Source organism: Planctomycetia bacterium (genome assembly GCA_015200345.1).
Taxonomy (GTDB): domain Bacteria; phylum Planctomycetota; class Phycisphaerae; order UBA1845; family UTPLA1; genus PLA3.
Genome location: CP054187.1, coordinates 1574445 through 1599689, shown reverse-complemented (window position 1 = coordinate 1599689; position 25245 = coordinate 1574445). Strand labels below are relative to the sequence as shown.

At 66.1% G+C, this 25245-nt stretch carries 12 protein-coding genes; 7 read left to right on the top strand and 5 right to left on the bottom strand.

Features of this window, described 5'->3' with window-relative positions; translation table 11 throughout:
• Genes HRU71_06620 through HRU71_06610 form a run of 3 tightly spaced genes read right to left on the bottom strand, consistent with a single transcriptional unit; the run spans window position 1 to window position 4189 of the window.
• Window positions 1-1020 carry a hypothetical protein gene (locus HRU71_06620; GenBank protein QOJ03178.1) on the bottom strand — a complete coding sequence of 340 codons (1020 nt, stop codon included), beginning with the start codon at window positions 1018-1020 and terminating at the stop codon, window positions 1-3.
• Window positions 1017-2138, bottom strand: a complete 1122-nt coding sequence (locus tag HRU71_06615) for a hypothetical protein (protein QOJ03177.1) — start codon at window positions 2136-2138, stop codon at window positions 1017-1019. The genes HRU71_06620 and HRU71_06615 overlap by 4 nt, the downstream gene beginning before the upstream one ends.
• Window positions 2135-4189, bottom strand: a complete 2055-nt coding sequence (locus HRU71_06610; GenBank protein QOJ03176.1) for a VCBS repeat-containing protein — start codon at window positions 4187-4189, stop codon at window positions 2135-2137. The genes HRU71_06615 and HRU71_06610 overlap by 4 nt, the downstream gene beginning before the upstream one ends.
• 662 nt (window positions 4190-4851) lie before the next feature.
• Here HRU71_06610 and HRU71_06605 point away from each other — a divergent pair.
• The 7 genes from HRU71_06605 (at window position 4852) to HRU71_06575 (ending at window position 22143) form a co-directional block, all read left to right on the top strand.
• Window positions 4852-5868 (top strand): DUF1702 family protein, encoded by a 1017-nt coding sequence (locus HRU71_06605; protein QOJ03175.1) that lies wholly within the window; start codon window positions 4852-4854, stop codon window positions 5866-5868.
• A complete protein-coding gene (locus HRU71_06600; GenBank protein QOJ03174.1) occupies window positions 5865-11969 on the top strand; it encodes an SDR family NAD(P)-dependent oxidoreductase in 6105 nt (2034 codons plus the stop codon). Before HRU71_06605 ends, HRU71_06600 begins: the two co-directional genes overlap by 4 nt.
• Window positions 11956-12378 (top strand): thioesterase family protein, encoded by a 423-nt coding sequence (locus HRU71_06595; protein QOJ03173.1) that lies wholly within the window; start codon window positions 11956-11958, stop codon window positions 12376-12378. Before HRU71_06600 ends, HRU71_06595 begins: the two co-directional genes overlap by 14 nt.
• A 194-nt stretch (window positions 12379-12572) precedes the next feature.
• Window positions 12573-13910, top strand: coding sequence for a DUF1501 domain-containing protein (locus tag HRU71_06590; GenBank protein QOJ03172.1), 1338 nt, complete (start codon window positions 12573-12575; stop codon window positions 13908-13910).
• A gap of 128 nt (window positions 13911-14038) precedes the next feature.
• Window positions 14039-16639, top strand: a complete 2601-nt coding sequence (locus HRU71_06585; protein QOJ03171.1) for a peptidase — start codon at window positions 14039-14041, stop codon at window positions 16637-16639.
• 83 nt (window positions 16640-16722) lie between these two features.
• The gene (locus HRU71_06580) at window positions 16723-19152 is read left to right on the top strand and encodes a DUF1549 domain-containing protein (protein ID QOJ04939.1); all 2430 of its coding nucleotides are present in this window, start codon (window positions 16723-16725) and stop codon (window positions 19150-19152) included.
• A gap of 75 nt (window positions 19153-19227) precedes the next feature.
• Complete coding sequence (locus HRU71_06575; protein QOJ03170.1) at window positions 19228-22143, top strand: hypothetical protein; 2916 nt, start codon at window positions 19228-19230, stop codon at window positions 22141-22143.
• A gap of 110 nt (window positions 22144-22253) precedes the next feature.
• Here HRU71_06575 and tadA read toward each other — a convergent pair whose 3' ends face one another.
• Together tadA and HRU71_06565 are read right to left on the bottom strand one after the other, a co-directional pair.
• A complete protein-coding gene (gene tadA / locus HRU71_06570; protein QOJ03169.1) occupies window positions 22254-23924 on the bottom strand; it encodes a Flp pilus assembly complex ATPase component TadA in 1671 nt (556 codons plus the stop codon).
• Window positions 23925-24142: 218 nt separating this feature from the next.
• Window positions 24143-24808 (bottom strand): hypothetical protein, encoded by a 666-nt coding sequence (locus tag HRU71_06565; protein QOJ03168.1) that lies wholly within the window; start codon window positions 24806-24808, stop codon window positions 24143-24145.
• Window positions 24809-25245 lie beyond the last annotated feature (437 nt).

The window sequence follows — 25245 nt, the reverse complement described above, 5'->3', positions numbered from 1 at the left end:
TCACGCCGGCTCGGCGGCGCTGACGGTTGCCGGCGTTGCAGCGCGGCCGCCGAACGGGATTTTCCAGTGCTTCCAGAATTCGCGTTCGGTCAACCCCGAACGCGCGGCGGACCATCGGAGGATCGGCAGCGTCGCGCAGAGGATGAACAGCGCGTAGAACATGGAATAGCGTACCTCCAGGTAGCGCAGGACGCCGTCGAGCAGCGCGATCGACAACCCCCAGAGGATGCGACCGCGAGGCGTCGGCGGGCTGGCCTTGGGGTCGGGCAACATGACGAACGTAAACAGTGCGAACTCCGCGCCGGTCATCGGTCCGAGCGCGAAAACCAAGCCGCCCTGACCGAGCGCCATGCGGACGAAGCTCATGAAGACGTACCCACCGATCCATGCAAGCGCGAGATCCAGACGTCGAATGCGAATCATCATGAGCAGGCCGAGCGCGATGATGGCGAAGGCAATGCGGTAGTCCGCGCCCCACTGGGAACCCGGCGCGATCGTGGCAATGTGCGGGCAAAGCAGGAGGGCGGTGACGAGGCCGAAGTTGGATGGGTTGAAGAAATGCCCGGTACGGTTGCGCACCAGGTACTTCGAGAGAATGCCCCAGGCCGCGGCGACGACGTAGATTCGCCAATCGTAGCTTTCGAGCAGGATGCCGATGGAGAGCGCAGTGAGGTAGGCGCTGATCGGCACGAGAATTTCGCGACGCCGGATCAGCGCGACAAGGAAGTCGATCCCGCAGGCGGTCAGCAGGGTGATACCGAGCCGAAACGGATCGCGGTTGAAGTAATAGACCGTCGCCCCCAGGACCACCCAGAGCGTCTGCGCGGCGGCGACGGTGACGCGCGGGTCCTTGATGCTCGGAATCACTAACGAGAAACCGCGCCGCGCGGTCCGTTCTGCGGGCTTCGCGTGCGATGCGGATTCGCAGCCGGGGCGTGTCGCGCTTGTGGCGCTCGCGCCGCTCGCGCCGCGCGGGCTGAAGTCCTCGGCTCGTTCGCGATTGTTGACGGCGTTGTTCACGGCGTGCTCCACATCATTCGCAAGTCAGTCATCGGTTCGTCAAGTTCCGCGCGAGCGCGGTCCAGCTCGGCCTCCAGCTCGTCCAGCACCGTTTCATCCCGCCACGCATAGCGACGGCGCACCGCCTGCTGGATTGCATCATCCCGGCACAGATTCTGCGCGATCTGCCACCACGAACGGGCGTTTTGCGAGCGGCCGATCTTGACGTACGCGTCGCCCAGCGCGATGGCGAGCGTGGCCTGAAGCCGCGCCGCGCCGACGTTGAACTTCCGGCCCACGGCGATGCAGCGGCCGATGTCCTGCACGGCGGCATCGGGCGGCGTCTTGTCGGCCTCGGGCCAGACAAGCCGCGCGGGGCGATGCAGGTGATTCAACCCCCGCGCGAAAAGCGCGGGAACGTAGTACGGATTGGCGGTCGCCTGCGTTGCCTTGATCGTACCGGCGCCATCAAGGATGGCGGTGAGTTCGCGCACGCTTTCGACGCTGGCGGGAGCTTTGACTTCCAGCGCGGGGAAGAGCAGCATTTCATCCACCCACGCGAGCGCCAGGGCGAGTCGCGTTTCGCGCGAGGGGTGTTCCTTCACCAACTTTTCCAACAGCGCGATCGGCTGTGTTTCGAGGTAGGCGGGAAAGACGGAATTGACCGCGCCGGTCGCGGCAACCGGCGAAGCGGACGCCCGGCGCGCATCAGCCATCGCAGCGCGGCGAAGTTTGAAGCACGCCATCCGGTAGGCGTTGGACAGCACGAGGTTGTCGGGATCCTGCGCGACGCCTTGCTGCATGGCAACGAGGCCGGCTTCGGATTGGCCGGCGCGAATCAGATTCAGGCCGTCGCGAACACGTTGAGCGGCGGGCGACAAAGGGTGATCGCCCGTGCGATCGGCTTTCTGATCGGAACGTTGCGGCGCGTGGAGGGCGTCGTCGAGCTGCTTCATTGCGGCCAGCTCGCCCAACCCGGTCGCGTCGAGCGCGAGATCGCGTGGCACGCTCGGCAGATCGAGCAGTCCGACACGCGACCAGGCGAACGCACCGGTCCCGGCGGCAATCACCGCGATCACCAACCAGGCCGGACGAACCAGTGCGCGGCGCACTGGGGCGCGGCAAGCGTGCAAGGTCATTTTCGCACCTCCGGCTGCGCGCCTTCCACCCAGCGAAGGTGATGTCCCACCAGTTTGCGCGCCGCGTCGTCGGTGACCTCCTGCGTGCGGCCGCTGGGCCATTGTACGGTGATGCGCTCGACGGCCGCGGGATTTGGCACGCCGAAGTGCAGCGGATACTCCGATTGCGAGGAGTAACCGGTGCCGCCCTGGACTTCGCGCATCATGATGCCGGCGCAGGTCTGGATCGTGACCCTCGCACCGACGGCGTTCGTCGTGGACGCGAGCGTACGTCCGCCCAGCCGCAGGGGCAGATCGGGTCGGCCGATGAGTTGGATTCGAAGGAACGACGCGCCGACCGGCGGCGTGGTGCGATTGACGTAGTACGAAGACGGCGCGCCCTGATTGGCAACGTAGATATCCAGCAATCCGTCGTGATTGTAGTCCGCCAGCGCGATGCCCCGGCCGTTGTACGTGTCCGTGATGCCGGCAGCTTCGGCGGCATCGCAAAAACGGGGTTCGTTCCCGTTCGTAGCGCCGCGCGGGCTGAAGCCCGCGGCTCGTTGGCTTTCGCCCGCGGCTCGTTGGCTTTCGCCCGCGGCTCGCTGGCTTTCGCCCGCGGCTCGCTGGCTTTTGCTCGTGGCGCGTTCGATTCGATCGCTTGCGTGATCGGTTCTTTGGATGCGATCGGCGGTGGCTGGAAGCTGCATGAACAATCGACTCAACTCGCGACCGGAGAGATCGCGATCGCCCATGACCGGCCAGTCGCGCGTGTCCACGGTCTGATTCTTCGTCTGCGTCACCATCTCCTGAATGTGATACCAATACGTCCGATCGGGGTGGCCGGTGACGAAGCCGTTGACGGTGAAGATATCCATCAAACCGTCGAGATCAAAGTCTGCGAACTTTCCGCCCCAGCCCCAGCCACCGTCCATTGCGCCGGCCGGTTCGGCGATGTTCTTGAAACCGCGCCCGCCGGTCATCGCGGCGTCGCCGCAGTTGAGCCAGAGCATGTTGCCTTCGTCGGTCTTGTATTTGCGCGAGAGGATGTTTGTCACGTAGATATCCAGATAGCCGTCGTTGTTCACGTCGCCGAAATCGACGTTCATGCCCTTCCACCAGTCGTTGCCCACGCCGGGATGGCCGCGCGGGTCGATCACCAGCCGGAAGCGCGGCGGCTGCTCCGTCGCGCCGGTGTTGAGGTAGTACTCATCGGGGCCGAAATCGTTGGCGATGTACAGATCGGGCCAGCCGTCGTTGTTCAGATCGCCCGCGCCGACCGACAGCGTCCAGCCGTGAAAGGTCATGCCGACGGCGGTCGTGACGTCTTCGAAGGTGCCGTCCCCGCGATTGCGATAGAGCACGTTTCGCCCGCCGTTGGCCGCGTGGGTGAAGGTCTCGTGCATGATTTTGGTCGAGACGGGGTTCCACAAATCGTTGCGCACCCTGCTGCCGGTCTTCTCGTCCACGATGGTGTCGGCGAAATAGTTGCCGAGCAGAATGTCGAGATGCCCGTCGCGGTCGTAGTCGAAAAACGTCGCCGCGTTGCCGTAGCCCCAGAAATCGACTCCCGACTTTTTACTGATATCGGTGAACCGCCCGCCGCCTTCGTTGCGAAAAAGCGTGTTCCTATCGCCCCACTTGATCACGTACAGGTCCAGGTCGCCGTCGTTGTCGAGATCGCCCCAGATCGCGTGCATGCACGCCCCGGCCGCGTTGCCGATGCCGACGCCGGCCGCCGCCGTCACGTCTTCAAACGTCCCATCCCCACGATTGTGAAACAACCGGTTCGCCTGCCCTCGGCCGCTTTGCGTGACATGCAAATCGGCGAAGCCGTCGCCGTCGTAGTCCGCCGCAGCCGCCGCCGCTCCGACCGACGACAACCACGGCATGATGTTCTCAAAGGCCGGATGGAGCCGGCACATCGAGTGAACATTACGGCAGCCTGCGGCCGCGGCGCGTTCCTCAAAACGCACGTGCGCGGCCGGTCGCTCCGGCGGCGCGGGGCGAACCCAGACGTATCCGCCAATCAGCGCGGACGCCATTACCAGCAATCGCAGCGAAATCGCCATGGAAGACCCTCGGAGAGAGGTCGCATCCAGGCCGAGGTGTCGCGGACGGAAGGCCTGCGACCCGCTCTGGGTAAAACACCCGGGCTGCCCATGAAGGGAACGGACGCGATTTTACTCCCCATTGGAAGACGATTCAACCGCGTGCGCGTCCATTGGATTCTTTAAACGGCCATCGTGCCGGGAGATTCGTCATCACGTTGGCTAGAGCCATGCTAAAAGCTGTTTCAAAACTCCCTCTCCCTTTCAGGGAGAGGGTTGGGGTGAGGGTGAATCATTTCGTTTGAACCACAGTTCCCCCTCACCCGGCCTCTCCCCCAAGGGGGAGAGGAGTTTTGAAATCGGTTCTATGGGAACGGAGGAAGGGGTCTGCCGTGCATACCGACGATTCACAACGACTCAAGCGGAGCGGCTTGTTGCGAGGGGGCGGTCAGGCGCGACGTTTTACTGTGATATTGAACTCGCCCGGTGCGTTGAAAGGCCCAGAATGCTTGAATCGGACAGGCCAAAGTCGTAGTGTAGTGTCGGAGAGGGCGGCAAACGGCGACCTGTCCGATCGCTCTCGATTCCACGTCTCCGGTTGGTCGGATGGTTCCGCGTCCAGGTTGCACATGGAGTCTGCGGCGGTACCCGATCAGTCCGGCCGCCGAACTCGGAGAATCCCGATGGCAACCACCGCATGCGGTGAGCCGGTCACGGCCCGCGCCGAATCATCGCGGCGCGCTGCGGGAAGTTCGTTTTGGCGTGCGGTTCGTCGTCGGCTGCTGGGCATTGATCTTCGCGAGATTACCCTTGCGCGACGCGGCGTGACGGCGGTTCACCCGCGCGCCGGGGCGCGGCTGGAACAGATCGGTGAGACGTTTGTCTATGGTTACCACGCGGCGTTGGATTCGGCGGATCTCACGGAGCTGGCCGAACGGTTGGAGACGGCCGATCACGAGCGGCGCGGCTTTGCTTTTGAAGGCGCGGCCATGGCGTTGTACCTGCTCGACGCGCTGACGCCGTGGAATCGCTCGCGCTGGCAGCGCTTGGTCACCGGTGTGGGAAGCGCACACGTTTACATGGTGTACGTCGGAGCGGGCTGGGCCATGGCGCGGCTGCCGATGGGAATCGGCAAATCGTTGAGTCGAATGGACCCATTGCTGCGCTGGCTGGCGATCGACGGATGGGCGTTTCATGACGCGTACTTTCATCCTGCGCGGGCCGTGCTGCGCGGGGATCGACCGCGTCGATTGCACGGCTACGCGCTGCGCGCGTGGGACATGGGCCTGGGCCGCGGCATGTGGTTCGCGCTGGGCGCGGATGTTTCGCGGATCGCGGAGCAGATCGTCGCGATGGATGCGGCCCGGCGCGCCGATCTTTGGAGTGGGGTCGGGCTGGCGTGTGCCTACGCCGGCGGCGTCGAATCGTCCGACCTCGAGTGCTTGGCGGCGCTGGCGGTCGAGCATCGCTTTTCGCTGGGGCAGGGGGCGGCCTTCGCGGCCAAGGCGAGGCAGCGCGCCGGCAATCCGGCCGAGCACACCGATCGGGCGTGCCGTTTGTTGTGCGGCTTGTCGGCGGATGCGGCGGCACGCATCACAGACGAATGTCTCGATGTCGTTGCGCCCGAAAACGGCGACGGTACGGCGTTCGAGGCCTGGCGTGCGGCCATCAGCGCGAGGCTGCGGGAGGGGGTTTCATGACACCTCGTCGCGACGGCATCGCAATCGTGGGCATGGCCTGCCGGTATCCGGACGCTCGCACGCCGTCGGAGCTTTGGGAGAATGTCTTGGCGCAGCGGCGGTCGTTTCGACGAATGCCGCCCGAACGGATGCGCATGGAGGATTATTTCTCCAGCGATCGCGCGGCCGAAGATCGCACCTACTCCTGCGAGGCGGCGCTGATCGAGGGTTATGAGTTTGACCGCGTGACGTTTCGCGTCTCGGGCAGCCAGTTCCGCTCGGCCGATCTCGCGCACTGGATGGCCCTGGACATCGCGACGCAGGCTTTGGCCGACGCGGGGTTTGAGGGCGGCGCCGACCTTCCGAAAGAATCGACCGGTGTCTTACTGGCCAACACCCTGACGGGTGATACGTCGCGCGCGAACGTGCTTCGGCTGCGCTGGCCGTACGTGCGGCGCGTGGTTGGCGCGGCGATGGCCGAACAGGGTCGCACATCGGAGGAGATCGAGTCGTTTCTGCAAACGCTCGAACCGCGATACAAGCAGCCGTTCCCGACGGTGAACGAGGAGACCCTGGCGGGCGGGCTGTCGAACACGATCGCCGGGCGCATCTGCAATCACTTCGATCTGAAGGGCGGCGGATACACACTGGACGGCGCCTGCGCGGCGTCGCTGCTGGCGGTGTCGAATGCCTGTTCGGCGATTGTCGCGGGCGATCTGGATATCGCGATCGCCGGCGGCGTGGACTTGAGCCTCGACCCGTTCGAGTTGATCGGCTTCGCCAAGGCCGGCGCGCTGGCGAGTGACGATATGCGCGTGTATGACGCGCGCTCGTCGGGGTTCTGGCCGGGCGAAGGGTGCGGCTTTGTCGTGCTGATGCGCGAGCAGGAAGCGATCGCGCAGGGCCGACGGATTCACGCGGTCATTCGCGGCTGGGGGGTTTCGTCGGACGGCAGCGGCGGCATCACGCGGCCGGAGCCTGCGGGGCAGCGGCTGGCGCTGAAGCGGGCTTATCAGCGGGCGGGTTTCGGGATTGATACGATTGACTACTTTGAGGGCCACGGCACCGGGACGCGCGTCGGCGACGAGACGGAGCTGGGCGTGCTGACGGCCGCTCGGCGCGAGGCGGGCGCGGCCCGGCCCGCGGCGATCGGCTCCATCAAGGCGAACATCGGGCATACGAAGGCGGCGGCGGGCCTGGCGGGATTGTTGAAGGCGGCGGTGGCAGCGCGCGAAGGCGTCATTCCGCCGATCACCGGCTGCGGTGAGCCGCATGCGATTCTTCGCGAGAAGGATGCGGCGCTGCGCGTGGCGCGCGCGCCCGAGGCGTGGGATCGCACCGAGCCGATGCGCACAGCGGTCAGCGCCATGGGTTTCGGTGGGTTGAATACGCATGTCGTGCTGGAGGGGCCGCCGCGCGGGCCGACCGCGCGCACGATTCGGTTGCGTCGGCAGCATTCGTTTGCGCAGGATGCGGAGTTGTTCGTTTTCTCCGCGGCGTCCGCCTCGGTGCTTCGCGAACAAGCATCTCGTGTGGCGGCGATCGCGCCGAATCTATCGCGCGCCGAGCTGATCGATCTTGCGGCGGACTTGGCCAACCGCGCGGATCGCGAGGGAGATTCGATCGGAACCGATGCGAACCGCGCCTGGCGCGGGGCGGTGGTGGCCGGCACGCCGAGCGAGTTGGCTGAACGGGCGGGGCGGTTGGTTGAGTGGATCGACTCGGGCGAGACGAATCGCATCGATGCGACAGGCGTCTTCCTGGGAAGTGGTCACGCATCGCCGCGGATCGGCCTGATCTTTCCCGGTCAGGGCTGCGCGGCTCGGCGCGATGGCGGCGCCTGGCGCGATCGGTTTGAAACTGTGCGCGCGCTTTATGATGCGGCGGACCTGCCGATGCACGGCGATGACGTGCAGACAGATGTCGCGCAGCCGGCGATCGTGGCGGCGGAGCTGGCGGCGCTGCGGGCGCTGGGCCGGCTGGGCATCGCCGCGCAGATCGCGGCGGGGCATAGTCTGGGCGAACTGACGGCGCTGCACTGGGCCGGCGCGATGGACGAATCGGCGCTGCTGCGCGTCGCCAGGGTGCGCGGCCGCGCGATGGCCGACCTGCCCGAGCCGCACGGCGCGATGGCGGCGATCATGGCTTCGGCCGACGAGGTCGAGGCGCTGGCAGCGGGTACGGGCGCGGTCGTCTCCGCGATCAACGCGCCGGATTTGACAGTGGTGTCGGGTGAGTGCCAGGCAGTGGCGCAGATCATGGCCCGGGCCGATGCGCGCGGAATCGGTGCGACGCGCCTCAAAGTTTCGCACGCATTTCATTCGCCACTGGTCAGCCGGGCCGCCGGGCCGCTCGCGGAGCAGTTGCGTCGCGAATCGCTCCGGCCACCGTTGCGCCGGGTCGTGTCGACGATCACCGGGCGCGAACTGACCGCAGGCGAAAATATCGAAGCATTACTTGTTTCGCAGGTGATCGCGCCGGTCCGCTTCACCGAGGCCGTCCGGCGAATGGCCCACGACGTGGATCTGCTGATCGAGGCCGGACCGGGTCGTGTTCTGGGTGGATTGGTCAGCCGATTTGCGCCGACGCCCGTGGTTTCGATGGATGCCGCGAGCGAATCGGTACGCGGTTTGCTCTGCGCCGCCGGAGCGGTTCACGCGGTCGGCGCGCCGGTTCGAGTGCGGGCTTTGTTTGAGGATCGCCTGACGCGGCCGTTCGATTTGAATCGGCGTCCGCGATTCATCGCCAGTCCGTGTGAATCGGCGCCGGTTCTTGATCGCGCCGGCGTCGTCGCTTTGTCGGGCGCTGCCTCCGTGCCGGAGTACGCTGCCGTGAGCACAGCGGTCGGCGTCGTATCGGATTCCGGCGAATCGGCCCTCGATGTCATTCGCGAGCTGGTCGCGCAGAAGGCGGAGCTGCCCGCGGAGTCGGTCACGGAGAGCAGCCGCCTGCTGGGCGATCTGCACCTCAATTCGATCGTGGTCGGGCAAATCGCGGTAGCCGCCTGTAAGCGATTGGGGTTACCCGCGCCGGTCTCGCCGACGGCCTACGCGGGTGCGACCGTTGGCGGCTTGGCGCAGGCGCTGGACGAGCTTCGCGCGATCGGCGGCGCGGCAGCCGATGGCACGAGCAGTCCGGACGATTCCCCGCCCGCCGGAGTCGATAGCTGGGTGCGGCCGTTTGCGGTGACGTGGCGCGAGCGGCCGTTGCGGTCGGCCGGCGCGTTCGACGGAAGTGACACGCATGAGTCGCTACGAGATCATGAGTTCGAATCGCCGTTGGCGGCGTCGGCCGATGGCTGGCGGGTGATCGCGCATCAATTGTGTCCGTTCAAGGGTCGGATCAGCGCGGCGCTGGCACGGGGCGGTCGCGGCGCGGGCGTGTTGGTTTGCGTGCCGCCGCAATACGCCGAGAGCAGCGCAGCCATGTTGCTGGAAGGCGCGCGGGCCGTATTACGGGACAACAGCCCGGCGCGGCTGGTGATTGTGCAGGATTCGCGTGCGGGCGAGTTGCCCGGGGGAATGGGAGCCGAGGCGTTCGCGCGGACGTTGCATCTCGAGGCGCCGCATGTCGCGGTGAGCGTGGTCCATGTGCCGACGGCGCATGAACAGGCCGCCGATTGGGTGATGGCGGAGACGCGGCATGCAGAGGGTTTCCGTGAAGTGCGCTACGATGCGCGGGGTCGGCGGTACGAACCGGTCCTGACGCCGCTGAAGCAGCCGATGGCGCAAGCAATCGATTTCGTGGGGATGACGCACGGAGAGGGGGATGATTCGACCGCTTGCGCGATTGGCGCCTTGGCGACAGGCACGGTCACGTCACTCACCGCGGATGACGTTCTGCTTGTGACCGGGGGCGGCAAGGGCATCGCCGCGGAGTGCGCGCTGGATCTGGCTCGTGAGACAGGCGTCAAACTGGCCCTGCTCGGGCGGTCGGATCCGTCGCGCGATACAGAGCTGGCGTCGAATCTCGCGCGGTTCGAGCAGTCGGGCGTTTCCTTCAAGTATCTTCGCGCCGACGTGACGGACGCCGAGTCGGTGGCGGCGGCGGTGCGCGAGGCCGAGCGAGCGCTGGGTCCGGTGACGGCGTTTTTGCACGGGGCCGGCGCGAACACGCCCAAGCTGATTCAGCATCTGGACCAGGCGTCGTTCCATGAAACGCTGCGGCCGAAGGTGCAGGGGGCGCGGAACGTGCTGGCGGCGGTGAATGCGGATCGATTGAAGCTGTTTGTCGCGTTTGGCTCGCTCATCGCGCGAGCCGGCATGGCGGGCGAAGCGGATTACGCCGTGGCGAACGACTGGCTGGCGTCGCTGGTGGAGCGGTGGGGCGCGCAGCATCCGCGCTGCCGGTCGCTGGCGATTGAGTGGTCGGTCTGGTCTGGCGTCGGCATGGGCGAGCGGCTGGGCCGGATCGACGCGCTGGCGCGGCAGGGCATTCGCGCGATCACGCCGGACGAGGGCGTGCGCGTGATGAAGCGCTTGCTTTCGCACGATACGCCGTCGCGCGTGCTGGTGACGAGCCGGTTCGGCGACGCGCCGACGCTGACGCTGGAAGGGCCGCCGCTGCCGTTCCGCCGATTCCTGGAATCGCCGCGTGTCTATTATCCCGGCATCGAGCTGGTGGTCGACGCGAAGCTCTCTCCCTCGACCGATCCGTACCTGGACGATCATGTGTTCCACGGCGAGCGGTTGTTCGCGGCCGTCCTCGGGTTGGAGGCGATGGCGCAGGTCGCGATGGCCGTCGCAGGAACCGAAACGCCGCCGAGCTTCGAAGATGTAGAGCTAGCCCAGCCCGTCGTCGTGCCCGACGGCGGCGTGACGATTCGCATTGCCGCGCTCGTGCGCGAGGACGGAACGATCGACGTGGCGGTGCGCAGTGCGCAAACCGGTTTCGCCGTCGATCATTTCCGCGCCATCTGCCGTTTCGATTCGGCGTTGCAACCGAGCCGGAACGTTTCGGCCCGGATGACGCCTGCCACGCTCCCGCCGCGCTTGAATCTCATTCCCGATGCCGACCTATACGGCAAGCTGCTCTTTCACACCGGCCGCTTCCGCGTTGTGCGAGGCTATCACGTGCTCGCGGCGAAGGCGTGTCTCGCGGAACTTGGTGAAGCTGCGACGGACGACCTTGTGAATGGCGGCGCTCGCCGCTGGTTCGGATCGTATCTGCCGGCCGATCTCATGCTGGGCTGCCCGGCCGCGCGCGACGGCACGATTCATGCGATTCAGGCATGCATTCCGCACGCGACGATTCTGCCCACCGGCGTCGAGCGCCTCGACGTTCACGCGGTGCGAGCCGATTCGGCGCGTTACGTCGAGGCGCGCGAGCGATCGCACAGCGGCGCGGACTTCGTTTACGACGTGCAGGTCTTCGCGCCGGACGGCGAGTTGATCGAGGCATGGCACGGGCTGAAACTTCGAGCGATTGCGCCCGCTGCTCATCACGGGGCGCACGCGCCGGTCCTGCTCGCGCCCAGTCTTGAACGGCGCGCGGCGGATCTGATTGGTGCCTCGGTGCGAGTCGCGCTGGTTGAGGAGCATGGCGCGCCGCAGCCGAGCGCGAACGGAAACGGCCACGGTGGAAACGGCACTGACTCCGCTACGATGAACCGTCGCGCGCAATCGGATGCGGCGCTAAGTGATTTGTTGGATTCGGATTCGCGCTGGTCGCACCGATCCGACGGAAAACCGGAAGCGTGGGACGGCCGCAGCGTGTCGACGTCGCACGGCGCGGGCCTGACACTCGCCATTGTTGCGGACGACGCCACCCGGCTCGGCTGCGACGTCGAGCTGGTGACATCGCGCCCGCGTGATACCTGGCGCGGCTTGCTCGGCACGGCGCGGTTCGCGCTGGCCGAACAGATTGCCGGCGTGGCGGGTGAATCGCTCGACGCGGCGGCGACTCGCGTGTGGACCGTGATCGAATGCGCGGCAAAGGCCGGGCTGCCGCACGATGTTCCGCTGACGCTCAAGGAGTTCCACCGCGACGGGTGGCTCACGATTCGCGCGGGCGGTGCCATATCAATGACAGTCGTGTTCGCAGAACGTGGAGGCCGGCCTGCGGTGGCCGTGGGCTTGCTGGCGATGCACGAATCAGCGGGGGCGCGGCATGCGGGCGTATGAGTGCCGGTTCGTGGTGGGGTTCGAAGAGACGAACCTCGTGGGGAATGTCTATTACGCCAATCATGTGCGCTGGCAGGGTCGCTGCCGCGAGATGTTTCTGCGCGATCATGCGCCGGAAGTACTGGACGAGCTGCGCCACGGCCTGGCGCTGGTGACGACGCGCGTATCGTGTGAATACCTCGCGGAGTTGACCGCCTTTGACGAAGTGCTGATTCGCATGCGGCTGGCCGGCCTCACGCAGAACCAGGTCACGATGAAGTTCGAATATTTCCGCATTCGCGGTGGGCGCGAGGAACTGGCTGCTCGCGGCGAGCAGCAGATCGCCTGCATGCGCCGTCGCGGTGATGAAGTCGTGCCCGAGCCGCTGCCCGCAGGCCTGCGCAAGGCGCTCGCTGCCTACGCCGAGTAGGGACGGGTCAGGTTTGCTTCTCGAAGGCACAGGCTCTATTCGCCTGTGCCCACACCCGAATGGACCGGCACCGCCGCATGGCCGGCGTTCCCATTTGCTGGAACAATCCATTACAATCTTCAGCCGCGTATCGCGCGGGTTCGTCGTGGAGTCGTTCGCCGCGCGGCACCTCCTTTCAACACGTGGAGACGACCATGGCCCACGGGGATTGCGGCTGCGGCGGGGCGGACCACACCAAACCGAGTCGGCGTGAATTTGTGTACGTCGGGCTGGTCGGCGGGCTGGGTCTGCTGCTGCCCGAGTATCTTCAGAAGCTGGCGCTAGCCGATCAGAAGCAGTACGCGGCCAAGGCGGCGGTCGCCGATTCCGTTATTCACATCTTCCTGCCCGGAGGCATCAGCGCGCAGGAATCGTTCGACCCCAAGCCCTACGCGCCGATCGAGTATCGCGGCCCGCTCGGCACGGTGAACACCTGCCTGGCCGGCGTGGCATTCAGCGAGTGCCTCGGTGAGACGGCGAAGATCGCCGACAGGCTGACGATCCTTCGCAGCCTTACGCACGGCGAAGCCGCGCACGAGCGCGGCACGCACAACATGTTCACCGGCTATCGCCCGAGCACAGCACTGGCCTATCCGTCGTTCGGGTCGGTCGTGTCGCATGAGCTGGGCGGGCGGAACGACCTGCCGCCTTATGTCTGCGTGCCGGGCGTGCCGAACGAGTTCGCCGGGTCGGGGTACTTGAGCAACAAGTACGGGCCGTTCTCGGTCGGGTCCGATCCGGCGGAGAGCACTTTTGCCGTGCGTGATCTGTCGCTGCCGGGCGACGTCGATCATCAGCGCTTCGAGCGGCGGCGGCGCATGCTCGACGCGGTGGATGCGCACTTCCACGCGATGGAGACCGGCGACGCCGTCGCGGCGATGGACGAGTTCTATCAGCGCGCGTACACGCTGTTGAGTTCGGCCCAGGCGCGCGAGGCATTTCATCTTGCGGCCGAGCCGGACGCGATTCGCAACGAGTATGGTCGTCATGCCGCGGGCCAGCGGATGCTGTTGTGTCGGCGACTGGTCGAGGCGGGCGTGCGTTTTGTGTCGATGACGTTCGGAAGCTGGGATCATCACGCGGGCATCGCTGACGGCGTGCGCGGCCAGTTGCGGCAGTTCGACCAGGGCTTTGCGGCTTTGATTCGCGATCTGGATCGGCGAGGTCTGCTCGGCAGGACGCTCGTGATGGTGACAACGGAGTTCGGCCGCACGCCGAAGTTGAATCGCGACGCGGGACGGGATCACTGGCCGCGCGTGTTCAGCGCGGTGCTGGCGGGTGGCGGCGTGCACGGCGGGCTGGTTCATGGCGCGACCGACGCGACGGCGAGCGAGCCGGCGAAGGACCCGGTGGGCATCGAGGATTTGGCGACGACTGTCTATAACCAGCTTGGCATTCCCGCGGACAAGGAGCTGATGGCGCCCGGTGGCCGGCCGGTTGAGATTGTCAAAGGCGGCCGCGTGCTGACGGAGATACTGGCGAAGCCTGCGTGATGGTACGAAACGATCCGCGATCAGTTTCCAACCGAACCGCGACCGTCAGGGAGCGGGTTTCCGGCATGGACGTAGCAGGGCTGCTGAACAGGGTGGCATGCTTGCGACCTCTGGCGGCCATGTGTTGCATGGTGGTTGCACTTGGCGCACCGGTTTTGATCTCGCCGGTTCGTGCGGGCGAGCCGATGGTGCCGACGACCGCGTCGGCCGCACCCGTGTCCGCGCCGGCTGCACCGACCACTGCCCCGGCGTCGCCGTCCGCGCCGATCGTTGTCGCCGGCTCACCGGAGTTGCACGACATCATGCCCGCCGGCTTGACGCGCGGCACAACCGGTGCGCTGACCCTGCGCGGGGCGAGACTGGGCGAGGTCTCCGAAGCGCTGTTCTACAAGCCCGGCGTGTCCGTCAGGGACCTGAAGGCGGTTGATAATAATACTGTTGTCATGAATTGCGCGGTGGCCGCGGATTGCCCGCTCGGCGAGCATCCGCTGCGGCTGCGCACGGCCGGCGGCGTCACCGAGCTGCGCACCGTCTGGGTCGGCGCGTTGCCGGTCGTGGCCGAGGTCGAGCCCAACGGCGACTTCGCCGCGCCGCAGAAGATCGCATTGAACAGCACGATCGACGGCGCCATCACGCTCGAAGATATCGATTACTACGCGGTGGAAGTGAAGAAGGGCCAGCGGCTCACGGCCGAGATCGAGGCCATGCGCCTGGGGCGGGCGATGTTCGACCCGGCCGTGGCGATTCTCGACTCGCGTCGTTTTGAGCAGGCCGTCAGCGATGATTCGTCCCTGTTGCTTCAGGACAGCGTCGCGTCGATCGTCGCGCCGGTCGACGGCGTGTATGTGATCAGCGTGCGTGATGCGTCGCTCGGCGGCAGCGAGCAGTCGCGCTATCGGCTGCACGTCGGCACGTTCCCGCGACCGCGCGTCGCGTATCCGCCCGTCGGACGCCCCGGGGAGGAGCCGGCGGTCACGCTGCTGGGCGATGCCGCGGGGGCGGTGCGCCCGCCGCCGGGCGTCATGCCGGCCGATGCGGCGGGGGCGTGGCCGATCAACGCGAGCGATGACACCGGTGTGTCGCCATCGCCGGTCTGGATGCGGCCTTGCCCGTATCCGGCGCGCGGCGAACCGTTGCCCGGGAGTCCGTCGGCTTCGCCAACCAGCGCGCCCGTCGAGCCGGCCGTGCTTTCGGCGCCCTGCGCCGTGTACGGCGTCATCGCCGCGCCGGGCGAAGTGGACCGCCATCGCTTCCGCGCGGCAAAGGGACAGAACCTGGTGATTGAGTCGTTCGCGCGGCGGCTGCGCAGCCCGCTCGACTGCATCGTCGAGGTGTTTGATGCGGCCGGTCAGGGGCTGGCCGGCGTCGATGATGGCGCGGGGGTCGATAGCGTGCTGAACTGGACCGCGCCGGCCGATGGAGAGTACGAGCTGCGTGTGCGGGATCACCTGGGGCGGGGCGGTGATACGTTTGTATATGTCGTGGAAATTGCCCCGCCGCGTGCAAGCCTGGGCCTGGCACTGGAGCGCGTGGACGCGAAGCGGCCGCAGCACTTGCAGGCGGTCGCCGTGCCGCGCGGCAATCGCTTCGCCGTGCTGGTCCGGGCAGATCGTCAGAACACCGGCGGCGCCGTGGCGCTGGAGTTTGGCAGCATACCGGGTGGCGTAACGGTACACTCAACCGGGATCGAAGCGGATCGCGGCGTGACGCCGGTCGTGTTCGAGGCCGCGGCCGATGCCCCGTTGGCCGGGTCGCTGGTGGACGTGCGCGGCCGCATCAAGATGGGCGACGCCAGCGCGGATCTGATCGGCGCCTTTCGCCAGACGATCCCATTGGTGATCGCCGCTCCAAATGAGACGGTTTACTATCAAACACACGTGGATCGGCTTGCCGCCGCCGTCACGCAGCCCGCGCCGTTTCGGATCGATATCGAGCCGCCCAAGTCGCCGCTCGTGCAGAACGGCTCGAAAGCCCTGAAGGTCCGCGTCACGCGCGAGGCGGGCTTCACCGGCGAGGTGACGCTTCAAATGCTGTGGAACCCGCCGGGCATTGCGTCGGCCGTGACCGTGCCGGTGCCGGTGAGCGCTGCCGAAGTCCTGTACCCATTAAGTGCCGCGCCCGACGCGCCGGTTCGCACGTCGAACGTCGTCATCCTTGCACGGGCCGGCATCGCGGGCGGCGATGTCTGGGTCTCCAGCGCGCTGACGCCGCTGCAAGTCGAGCGGCCGTTCGTCATTGGAACAATTCAGATGGCTGCGGCGCAGCGAGGGCAGACCGCGTCGCTGCTCGTGAAGCTGGAGCCGGTGCGGCCCTTTGAGGGGACGGCGGTGCTGACGATGCTCGGCCTGCCCGCGCATACGAGTTGTTCGCCGAAACAGATCACGGCGGCGGACAAGGAAATTGTCTTCGACGTGGCCACAGGTCCCGAGGCGCCGATTGGCCAGCATGGCGGCCTGTTGTGCCAGTTGTCGCTTGTACAGAACGGCGAGGAGATTACGCATCGCGTGGCACAGGGCGGCGTGCTTCGCATCGACGCACCGCCGCCGGCCCCCGCACCCGCTGTCGCCGCAGTGCCGGCCGCGCCGCCGTCTGTTGCCGCCCCCGCGCCCAAGCCGTTGAGTCGATTGGAGCAGTTGCGAAAGCAGGCCGCCGAGAAAGCCGCCGCGGTAAGCAAGCCGGCTTCCGCCGGCGAGGCGCCGGGCGGTTCGGCCAAGGGAGCGGTGCCATGACCCGCGTTGTCGTAATTGTGACATTCGTGCTTGGCCATGCGGCCTTCGCGGCCACGCCGACGCGCGATGCATTGCCGACTACCATGCCCGCCGCGGCCACCGGTCTACCGGTGATGGAGCGGATCGACGTATTCCCGGCCACCATTTCGCTTCAGGGCGGCCACGATGCCCAGTCGTTCGTCGTGCGCGGTGTTGATGCCACTAGCGTGACGCATGACCTGACAACCGAGGCATCCGTTGCCGTGGCGGATGCCAGGCTGGCCGGTTTGCGGGGCCGCGCCGTGGTTCCGGTCGCCGATGGGCAGACGACGCTGACGGTGACGTGGCAGTCTCATCGCGTGGACGTTCCCATCACCGTGTCGAACGCCGCGTCGCGCCGGCCGGTCGGTTTTCGACTGGACGTGCTGCCGGCGCTGACCAAGAGCGGCTGCAACAACGGCGCGTGCCACGGATCGGCTCGCGGGCAGGACGGCTTCCACCTGTCGCTGTTTGGTTACGATCCGGCCGGTGACTATCGCACGGTGACGCGCGAGGCTCCGGGGCGGCGGCTGAATCCCGCGTTGCCGGAAGAAAGCCTGATGCTGCTCAAGGCGGTCGGCGGCGCGCCGCACACCGGCGGCAAGCTGATGGAGCGCGGCGATGCGCGATACAAGACAATTGTCGATTGGCTGGCCGCCGGCAGCCCCGCCGATCCGGCCGACGTGCCGGTTGTCGTCGGGCTGGAGTTGTTCCCGCAGGACATCGTGCTGGGCGGCGTCGGACGCTCGCAGACGCTCGTTGTCCGGGCGGCCTATTCCGACGGCACCGATCGCGATGTGACGGACCTGGCGACGTTCATCAGCAACAACGAATTCGCGGTGACGGCGTCGCCCGATGGCGTCGTCCGCGCGGCGCACGCCGGCGAGGCGCTGGTCATGGCCCGGTTCGACGCGCTGACGGTCGGCACGTCGGTTATCGTTGTCCCCGCGGATTCAACTGCCGGCGTGATTCCACCGCCGCCAACGCCCGGACAACCCGGCAACTACATCGATGAACACATCGATCGCAAACTTGCGAAGCTGCGCATCACGCCATCGGAGCTGTGCAGCGACGAAACGTTCCTGCGCCGCGCCACGATCGATCTCATCGGCCTGCTTCCGACCCCCGACGAGTACGAACGCTTTCTCGCCGACCCCGCGCCGGATAAACGCGCCAAGCTGGTCGACGAGTTGATGGCGCGCAAGGAGTTCACCGAGCTGTGGGTCATGAAATGGGCCGAGCGCCTCGGAGTCCGCTCGACGCTCCAGGTCTCGCAGAAAGCCATGCTGCTTTACCACGGCTGGTTGAGCGAGCGACTGGCGGCGGGCACGCCGATCAACCTGATCGTGCGCGATCTCCTTGCGGCCAACGGCGGCACGTTTACCAACCCCGCGACCAACTTTTATCAACTTGAGACGGATGTATTGAAACTCGCCGAGAACGTCGCGCAGGCCTTTCTCGGCATGCGCATCCAGTGCGCCCAGTGTCACAATCACCCCTTCGATCGCTGGACGATGGACGACTATTACGGCTTCGCCGCGTTTTTCTCGCAGGTCGGACGCAAGGGCGGCGAGGACCCGCGCGAGATGATCATCTTCAACGGCGGCGGCGGCGACCTGAAACATCCCGTCGGCGGGCGGGTCATGGCCCCGAAGTTCCTCGGCGGACCGGTCGCAGACGTGGCTGGAAAGGACCGCCGCGCCGTGCTGGCCGACTGGCTGACGGCGAAGGACAACCGGATGTTCGCGCGAAACGTGGCGAACTTCACCTGGGCGCATTTTTTCAGCCGCGGAATCATCGAACCGGCTGACGATTTACGCGTCAGCAATCCGCCGTCGAACGGCCCCTTGCTGGAGGCATTGGCGGATCGGCTGATCGCGTACGAGTTCGACCATCGCCGGCTCGTGCGCGACCTCTGCACGTCGCACGCCTACCAGCGTGCGGCCGAGTCGAACGCATCCAACGCGTCGGATGTGTCAAACTTCTCGCGGATGCAGGTGCGTCGAATCCGCGCGGAGTCGCTCCTGGACGCGGTCGCGCAGGTGACGCGGACCCCCAACAAGTTCGCCGGACTGCCGCGCGGCGCCAGGGCGGTGCAGATTCCCGATGGTAATACATATGACTATTTTCTGACGACGTTCGGGCGCTCCACCCGCGCCACGGTCTGCACCTGCGAGGTGCGCATGGAGCCGAATCTGTCCCAGGCGCTGCACCTGCTCAACGGTGAGACCGTGCACCAGCGGATCAAGCAAGGCGGCGTCGTGGCGGAACTCATCGGGCAGGGCCGTTCACCGGCGGAGATCGTTGACAAGCTCTATGTGACGTGCCTCTCACGCAGACCGACCGATGCCGAGCGCGCCCGATTGCTCGATCAGCTCCCGCCGGTCGATCCGACCAGGCCGGACGCAAAGCCGGACGACGCCGCCCTGCGTGCGGCGCTGGAAGATGTCTTCTGGGCGATCCTGAACAGCCGCGAATTCATGTTCAACCATTGAGGAACCCGCTTCGTGTTAACGACCCCGCGCTCATCCCGTCCGCCACGATTCGCATTCGCTGCGATGCGCTGCGCGATGGTTTGGAGTGCGTTCATCCCTGGTGCGGCGTCGGTCACAGCCGACGAAAAGGTCACATACGTCGATCACGTTCGCCCGCTGCTCGCCAACCGGTGTCTGAACTGTCACAACGCCGATCGTCTCAAGGGCGGTCTCGACCTTGGCGCATTCGGCCCCGCCATGGCCGGCAGCAGCGGCGGCGCGGTGCTCAAACCCGGTGATCCGGACGGCAGCACGCTGCTCGCCGTCGTGAAGCGAACCCGCGAACCGTTCATGCCGCCCTCGGGCAGCCCGTTGAATGAGACGGAAATAGATTTGATTCGCCGGTGGATCGCCGGCGGTTGCCTCGAAACCGCCTCCAGCACCGCCCCCAAGTCCGCCGCGCCGGTACTGGCCGCGGTGAGCACGACGCCTCCGGCAGCCGAGGCCGCCCAGCCTATCCGGGCGCGCTACCCGCTCGCCAACCTCGTGACGACGGCACGCGGCGGCGCGGTGCTCGATCTGGTTGCGCATCCGTTCCGCCCGCTCATTGCCGCGACCGCGCAGAAACAGGTTCTGCTGTTGGACGGGCGCACAGCCGAACTCATCGGCGTGCTCCCTGTTCCGCGCGGATTTCCCAATACGCTTCGCTTCAGTCGATCCGGCCGCGTACTCATTGCCGGCGTGGGCGAGGGGGCGCGAACCGGCGGCGTCGCGATCTGGGCAACCGCCGATGGTCGCCTGCTCGGCATGGTGGGCGATGAAACGGACTCGGTTCTGGCCGCCGACATCGATCCGCTGGAGCAATTTGTCGCGCTGGGCGGCCCGTCGCGCCGCGTGAAAGTGTTTTCCACCGCCGATGGACAGCTTCGCCATCGCATCGATAAGCATACGGACTGGGTCACGGCTGTGGCATACAGTCCCGACGGCGTTCTGCTCGCGACGGCGGATCGCGGAGGAAACGTCCATCTTTGGGAGGCCGAGTCAGCGGCGCCGTACCTCGCGTTCGCGTCGCATCCGGCAGCGGTGACGGCGCTGGCATGGCGGAGTGACTCGAACCTTCTTGCGACGGCCTGCGAGGATGGACGCGTCCGATGGTTTGAGGTGAACGGCGGCACGATGGTGAAGGAGTGGCCCGCGCACGAGGGTGGGTGCCTGAAGGTGTGTTTCGCGGCAGATGGCCGATCGGTGACGGCGGGTCGCGATCGACACGTCAAGCTTTGGGATGCGAACGGTGGCATGGTCCGGTCGCTGGGGCCGATGGAGGACTTGGCGCTCGCGGCAGCATTGGTGAACGGCTCCGCAGCGACCGCAGGCGAGGATCGAATCATCGCGGGCGACTGGGCCGGGCGGCTGCGCGTGTGGTCGGCGACGGATGGCGGCGTACGGGGCGATGCGACGGCCAGCCCCTTGCCGTGGCCCGAGCAACTGGCCCGCGCGATCAAGGAGGTAACAGTCGCCCGGGAATCGCACGGAAAATCGTTGCAGGCGCGCGACGCGGCGCAGGCTGCGCTGGCGGACGCGACCGACGCGCTCAATCAAGCGAAAACGGCGCGAACCGAGGCCGCCGCCGCACTGGCGTCGGCGCAGGCGGCCGCGGCGGCGGCGAATCAGGAAGTCGAACAATTCGGGCGCGCGCGGGAAGAGGCAGCCGGTCGTGTCGCGCTTGCGGCACAATCGACGGCCGCGGCATCGAGTCTCGTGGAGTCGAGCTTGCAGGCGTTGAAGACGGCGGTGGATGCGGACGCAGCCGCGCAGGCGGCGGTCGCGGGCGCAACGTCGTCGAATGCCGTCGCGGCGACGCAACCGGCTGATACCTCCGAAACGGCGGCCGCGCTGGCGCGAGCGGCGCAGACTTCCGAGGCATTGAAGGCGGCGATGGCGGCATCGGATGCGGCCAAAGCACAGCGGACGGCAGCCGTGGCAGCCGAACAAGAAGCCCGTGGCGCCATGCAGCAGGCCGAGTCGCTTCTGGCCGCGGCGACGGCCCGCCGCGACGGCATGGTCAACCAAACGGCCGCCGCCCAGGCCGGTCTGGAGCAGGCGCAGGCCCGTGAGCGCGAGGCCGAAGCGGCGTTGAATGCCGCGAAAACGGCAGCCGATCAGGCTGCGAAGTCGGAGCAGGACGCGGACCAGGCGGTTCGATGGGCTGAAGCGCGGCTGGCGCTACGGCGCGCCGGAGAAGTGCGCATGCAGTTGGACGCCGCGCGCGAAGCCTTGGCCGAAGCGGAAGCACGTTTCGCGCCGATCGCCGCCGTCGCCGAGGAATCACGCCGGGCGGCCGAGCGGGTCGCCGCGGAACTGAACGCCATGCGTGCGCAGCTTTCAAACGCGCCGGCGACGCTGGCCGAGATGGCGCGAGCGGTGCAGGCGGCCGAGCAGACGCTGCGCGAGGCGGAACAGCATGCCGAAATCGCGCAAGCAGAGCATCGCCGCAGCATGGAAGCAACCGCGAGATTCTCCGAGTCGGTCGAAGCGCTTCGGCGGAGCCTGGCCGCTGCGCCGATGGGCGACGCGGCACCGACCTCCACCCAACCGGCTGGTTCCGCGTCGGGTCCGATTGCATCGCAGCCCGCGGCTTCGGCGGTTGCTGCGGAGCCATCCGGCAGCGCGGCGCTTGCGAAGGCGGAGGAAGCGCTGGCCCTTCTCCGGCAATCGGCGGCGGATGCGCAGGAGAACATGCAGCGGACCGATCGGGCGCGCAACGCCGCGCAGATCGCGCTCGCCGCGGCTCGGCAGCGCGCCGCCGATGCCGAAATCGAGCGGGCGAAGCTGCCCGATCGCATCGTGCAGCAGGAAGCCGCCCTCACCCAGGCCCAGGCCCGAATGAAGGCCGACGCGGACGTTGCGGCCGAAGCACGCCGGCCCGTCGACGCCGCGCGAGCGAAGGTGGATGAACTGGTGCAGCAGTATGAGTCGTTGTTGAACGCCGCCGCGCTGGTCGCGACCTTGTGAGTGCAAATCCGCGGAAGCCTGCCGATCCCGGTCTGCGCACGGAGCGATCATAAAGATACACGGGTCTTGTTGCAGGAGGAAGAATACCGCTTCGGCGCCGGGAAGTGGCCCTATCCTTTGGTCGCCTGCACGACTTCGGAGAGGGTCGTGATGCCCTTGCGCACCTTTTCCCATCCGTCGTCTCGAAGTTGAACCATCCCATGCTGGATGGCCAGATTGCGAATCTTGCCGGCGCTTGATCGTTGCAGGACCAGCTCGCGAAGGTCGTCATCCATTACCATCAATTCAAACAGGCCCTTCCGGCCGGAATAACCGGTGTTGCGACACTCGCGGCAGCCGCGCCCGCGGAACAGCTTCTCGCCCTGGTAGTTGAAGTCCGGCGGGATCTCGTGCTTTTCCGGCAGGTACTCTTCCTTGCAATGCTTGCAGATCGTGCGAATCAGACGCTGGGCCAGCACCGCTTCCAGCGAACTGGAAACCAGAAACGGCTCCACGCCCATGTCCAGCAAGCGCGTCGTCGCGCTCGGCGCATCGTTTGTGTGGAGCGTCGACAGGACGAAGTGACCGGTCAGCGATGCCTGCACCGCCGTTTCGGCGGTCTCCAGATCGCGAATCTCACCGACCATGATGACGTCGGGGTCGTGTCGAAGAAACGCGCGCATGCCCTTGGCGAACGTCAGCCCGGCTTTGAGATTCACGCCGACCTGGTTGATCCCCTCGAGGTGGTATTCGACCGGATCCTCGACGGTGAGTGTCTTGATCTCGTCACTTTTGATGCTGTTCAGGGCGGCGTACAGCGTGGTCGTCTTACCGCTTCCGGTCGGTCCGGTCACCAGCAGAATGCCGTGCGGCTGGCTGATGACGTGCTCGAACTGCTTGCGCATCGCGTCCTGGAAGCCCAGGTCCGACATCGACAGCAGAATCGCCTGCTTGTCGAGAATACGCATGACCACGCCCTCGCCGAACACCATCGGAATGATGCTGACGCGAAGGTCGATCTCGCGCGAGTGGACCTTGATCTTGAAGCTGCCGTCCTGCGGCACGCGGCGCTCGGCGATGTTCAGATTCGCCAGAATCTTGATGCGGCTGATGATCGCCGCCTGCAATTGGCGAATCTGCGGCGGCACGTTGGTGTTCCGCAAAACGCCGTCCACGCGATAGCGGATCTTCAAATCGTGCTCGTACGGCTCGATGTGAACGTCGCTCGCCCGTTCGTTGATCGCTTCGAGGAGAATCTCGTTCACCAGCTTGATGACGCTGGCGTCCTCGGCCATCTGCGCCAGGTCGCCGGCCGATTCGCCGACCTCGCTGACGACTTCCAGCCCGTCGTCTTCCACCAACTGGCTGACCGTGTCGCCGCCGACGCCGAAGTGCTTCTTGATGATCTCGTTGATCTCGCTCTCTTTCGCGAGGACCGGTCGCACTTCCAGACCGCAGAGCATTCGTAACTCGTCAAATGCATAAATCTGAAACGGATCCGGCGTGGCGACCCGAATCGAACCGTTCACCCGGTCCAGCGGTATCAGCTTCGACCGATGCACCAGCTTCGACGGCATCTTGCGGAGGATGTCCAAATCCACCTTGATGCCCGGCGACGTCAGGTCCACCACGTCGAAATGATACAACGCCCCCAGCGCCTCCAGCACCGTCGTCTCGGTGCAGAAGCCCAAACGCACCAGCACGCGATCCAGGCGATCGGTCGGACCGCATTGCTCGTTGGCCGCGCGGAGCTGCTCCGGCGTGATGGCCTTTTGTTCCAGGAGAATATCACCGAGATTCATGAGGGTCCGTTGGGGGATCTTAGTCCGTTGCAACGCGATCATGGCAGCGCGCCGCCTTCCCGCCGGGGCGGCCTTGCGACCAGTGCGAACCGTTCCCCGAAGTCTATCGGCGCATTGGTTCTTACGCTCGCCTCCGGTTGGCGGTTGCATTCGTCGCTTGCCCGGGCGCGATTTGCGAGGCAGTCCTAATTGAGCGTAACATTTCGATTGACAAAAGGTTACAGATCATGCGGGGCTGGGATCACATCCATGATTCCCGGAGCTTCCCACGTCCAGCGCGAATCCGTGGCCCAGCGCAGAGCGGCGAGCATGCCGGCGTATTCGCAAGCGCATGCCAGCAGGGGTTCATCGGGCGCCTCATGAACCGGCTGGCCATAGACGCTGACGGGCATTGCGAGGGCGATTTCGTGCTCGGCCTGAAGTCCGGGAACGGCCCCGGGGGTCGGAATCTGACGTATGTATATTTCATGCCGAAGGCGCCAGAGGCCGCGCTGAATTTCGGCGAGCTTGGTCTGGATGTCGGCGCAGCAGCGGATGGATTCGGCCGGCGGGAGCGGATCAAAAACGATGGGTTGCTGCGGATCGACGTGCGGGAACAGCCAGCACAGGGCACAGAACTCGCCCCAGACCTGGCGGAGCCGGAGCGATATTTCGCCGAAAGTATATTCCTTCAGCACGCGCGGCAGGATCAGGATTTCGCGCATCCGCCGCACCGGGCCGGGCGAGGGCGTGCGGATTTCGTGCGCTACCGCCGTCTCTCCGGTGTGCCGGCACCACGCCACGCGCAGCGCGGCGACGTTGGCCTGCACCGCGTGCGCCGCGTCGGCAATCGCATCGATGCTCCGTGGCACCAGGGCCGATATCACGGGCAGGTCGCTGGCCATGCAACGATGATAATCGTTGAGACGGAAACGCGACGGATCAACGGAAACTCGGGATTTTTGTAACAGTTATAGGACATTGCTGTAGTTTTCGTTAACCTGTATCAAAATCGGGGTATTGATAGGTGTTTATGCACAGACAGATTTGACCTGTATCGGTTATCGCTGCGAGGCATTTTATCGCTAACTCCAGCTTTTAAAAAGGATTGCGTTCGGATGGCGGAGTGAGTCAGTTTCAGAAATAGTTGCTTCGGTTTGGCGTCTGAAAGGCCGATTTGGCTTGACGCGGAGCCTCGAATATTGGTAACATGCGTGTAATCGTCCGAGATGTCTTCGGGGAATCCCGCTCCCGAAAAGCCTCGCACGAAGGGATGGGAACGCAGTTTTTAGACGAAAATCGTTCTTCGCGGCCGCCGCGCGTGCGACGGTCTCGATGTGTT